General features: G+C 39.7%; 3 protein-coding genes. 2 read left to right on the forward strand and 1 reads right to left on the reverse strand.

The features are described 5' to 3' along the window. Positions 1–71 precede the first annotated feature (71 nt). The gene (locus ACUVXA_RS18570) at positions 72–818 is read left to right on the forward strand and encodes an acyl-CoA dehydrogenase family protein (RefSeq protein WP_445872779.1); all 747 of its coding nucleotides are present in this window, start codon (positions 72–74) and stop codon (positions 816–818) included. A gap of 9 nt (positions 819–827) precedes the next feature. On the opposite strand, the gene ACUVXA_RS18575 is transcribed toward ACUVXA_RS18570, so the two are convergent. Then, entirely contained in the window at positions 828–2,045 is a 1,218-nt protein-coding gene (locus ACUVXA_RS18575; RefSeq protein ID WP_445872780.1) for an HD domain-containing protein, read from the reverse strand. Between the two features lie 64 nt (positions 2,046–2,109). On the opposite strand from ACUVXA_RS18575, the gene ACUVXA_RS18580 reads away from it, so the two are divergent. Beyond that, positions 2,110–3,144: an alkaline phosphatase family protein gene (locus ACUVXA_RS18580; protein WP_445872781.1), complete on the forward strand. Its 1,035-nt coding sequence runs from the start codon at positions 2,110–2,112 to the stop codon at positions 3,142–3,144. Positions 3,145–3,296 lie beyond the last annotated feature (152 nt).

A 3,296-nucleotide genomic window follows, 5' to 3' on the forward strand; every position in this document is an offset into this window, starting at 1 on the left:
GGAACCGAACACCATCTGGAAGTGTCCTAGATGGGTAAGTTTCGGACAACGGTTGTGATGCTATTGGTGGGATGCGTACCCGTGCAAAGTTGGATGGTGATGAATACGTTATAAATGGTGAGAAGCGGTTTATTACTAATGGTAGTCGGGCCGATTTTATCCTTCTCTATGCTATTACTAATCCTGAGGTTTCTGCTAGGAAGGGTATGAGTGCTTTTATTTTTCCCACGGATACTGAGGGCTTTGAGGTTGTGAAGGATTATGAACTGATGGGGAGAAGTGGATCTGTTAACTCCCATCTTAGGTTTAATAATTGTAGAATTCCTCGGGAGAATCTTCTGGGACCGGAAAATAAGGGTTTTCAGGTTTTGATGCATGGATTGAACGATGAGCGAGCTTTTGCCGCCAGTCAATATATTGGTGTGGCTAGGAGTGCTTTTGAGATTGCGGCCAAGTATTCTGCAATGAGAATGCAGTTTAAGAGGGCAATAAGGGAGTTTGAGGGTGTGAGTTTCAAGATTGCTGAGATGTATGCGAGTATTGAGGCTGGAAGATTATTGGTTTTGAGGGCAGCCAGAATGATTGACGCTGGGCTGAGTCCTACCAAGGAGGTGGCTGTGGCTAAGTTTTTCACGGCTGACAAGTCTATGGAGATTTGCGCGGAGGCTCTTCAAGTGCTTGGCGGAATCGGCTATACCAAAGAGTATCCTTTGGAGCGTTATCTGAGAGATATTCGTATTGCGCAAATTGGGGCGGGGAGCTCGGAAATCATGAGGTTTCTGGCTCAGAGGGAATTATACAGGGAAGTAGGTGATTAATTATTTGATTTAGATTTGGGACAAGAAGAATTCTCGCAACCTTTTTTCGCTTTCTCTAATTTTTGTTTCGGAGTAAACACGGGTGCTCCACTGTTTAGGATGGTTTTCACTTATTGCTCTAGTTAATGTTGATATACTTTTCAGAGGGGTTGGCTTTTCTTCAATTATTATCGGTGCATTTGCTTCTTGGATATGGGGAGGTGGGGAAATATCCACAATGGTTAAGTATGGGGCGCTGTTTATTTTATTGGCGATGGCTTGTTCTAACTCATCTTTTTGTTGATTATCCTCTCGTATTTCTAATAATCGGTTTATTTGTTCTTTGGAGAGTTCCTCCCAGTTAATTATTAGAATAGTATTTAGGGGTTTATCTTCGATTTTTGATACTAGATCGGATACGTTTCCCCCCATTTCTTTTAGAAAATTAATAATCTGATTATCAGTCATTTTTTGCACTTCATAGGGTGTTACTCTTTCTTTTTCGATTGCTATTTTTATGGCTCGGGAGAGAGTCTGATCCGCCTTCCTCACCGTTGAGTGATGATGAATATTTTTATAGTAAATAGCTTCAGCGAAGACCATAGACTCCAAGTACGGTGTCGCCACATCTTCAAAAACTATATGGTCGTTATGCAGATTCATGGAATCGATTATCTTTCGGCTTTGAACCAGTGAAGGTAAAAACCCGGTTGATTGTGCATCTCTGGGGAGATAGTCCAGTTTATCGGCATCAACCATCCAATGAATCATTTCTCCCAAGAATGGTCTTCTCTTATTAACTCCCAGAATCATGTCCCCCATCTCATTAATTTCTTTTTTACTGATTCCCGAGTCTCTGAGCACCATGTTAATTTTTGATGTTTTATCCGTTATTATTTTCTTACTCATTTCCTCATGGGTGAGACCGGTTTTTTCATGAATAATTATCTCTGATCCGTGGGAAAATGGACCATGCCCTACGTCGTGAAGCATAGATGCGAGCCTAATTATTTTCACTTCCTCTTCAATTTCCTGTTCCTTTTCTAAGAGTAGGCGGCATATTTCATTCGCAACATAGAGTATTCCTAAACTGTGGTCTAGTCGGGTATGCTTGGCGTTGGGATAAACTAGATTGATGTTTCCTATGTCCATTTTGTCTGAAAGAGATTTCATAGCGTCGGTGTTTAGAAGTTTTCTCTCCAGCTCATTTGGTCGAATTTCACCGTGTAGGGATTCCTGAAAATACATATTAGTACTTCTCCCTAACTATTAATTTAAATCTAGTGAGTAACAGTTCGGCGGACGGAAAGATATGAAAGTTTACTTATCTATTCTTGACGGATGTAACATTAACTGGATAAAAAATGCAAAAACACCCTTTCTGGATAAATTATCAAAAAATGGTGTATCCACACTGTCCTGTCGAGCGGTGTTTCCCACTGCAACCTATACCGGACACACCTCTATAATCACTGGAGTTTATCCCGACCAGCACGGTATAGTGGGCAATCAATTCTTTGACCGAGAAGCTAAGCGACCAAGAAACTTTGATTTTTATGATCCTAATGCCTGCTTGGAAGCTGTAACCATTCTGGAGGAAGCATCGTCAACAGGATTAGAAACTGCAGCCATAGCAGAACCAGTAACGAAAGGAGCAAAACACATTGTAACAAAAAACTATATTCAGAGTTTCCCCGTTCCTACCCAGAACAGCAAAGTCTTAAAAGAATCTATTAAACTAATAAGAAGCGAAAAACCCGATCTAATAGTCGCAAACTTTCCCGCAGTTGACAGTGTGGGGGAAAACTATGGCCCAAAGAGCAAAGAAACCATAAAAATTCTAGAGGAAATGGATCACACTTTAAGTATGATTTTCGAGGAGTACCAATCTCAAGGCCAGGAAATTTGTATGATTGTTTCCGCAGACCATGGAATGACCGAGGGCGAAAAACAAATTCAACTAAATGAATTATTTAAAAAGAAAAATTTAGACGCTACTGCCCTAGCTTCTCATAGGACCTGCCACGTATATATACACTCTCCGGGACAAAGAAACAAAATATACGAGTTTCTTACCAGCGTCAAAGGTATTCTTGAAGTTATGGAAACTGAACGAATTTCTGAGTTAAGATTTTTACATCCTAGAAGCGGCGACCTAGTTGTAACTGCTGAGAGCGGCTACGAGTTAGGAGATACCAAAATTGTAGGAAGCCACGGGGGGATCACAGAGGAAGAGATGATGGTTCCCCTAATAATTTCGCAGGATGAGCTTTTATCCTCATCAGAACTAGAAAATGCTTCCATACTAAGTATTGCAAAGATCATAAAACGTGCTCTGAACTTATAACTCCAAAATTTTACAGGTTTAATGAATTATCGATTTAATTTTCTTTTATAGTTCATTTTTTCCTAAAAGCCAATAACCTTTATTTTTTTTAAATAATTTGCCTATACTTATAAAAATTTAGAATGAATGTGATAGAGAGTTTTATTTAATAA

It is taken from the genome of Candidatus Jordarchaeum sp. (genome assembly GCF_052745115.1).

Excerpts from the sequence above, each read along its gene's own strand:
- ACUVXA_RS18570 (WP_445872779.1), top strand. The coding sequence starts at position 72 with ATGCGTACCCGTGCAAAGTTGGATGGTGATGAATACGTTATAAATGGT.
- ACUVXA_RS18575 (WP_445872780.1), bottom strand. The coding sequence starts at position 2,045 with ATGTATTTTCAGGAATCCCTACACGGTGAAATTCGACCAAATGAGCTG.
- ACUVXA_RS18580 (WP_445872781.1), top strand. The coding sequence starts at position 2,110 with ATGAAAGTTTACTTATCTATTCTTGACGGATGTAACATTAACTGGATA.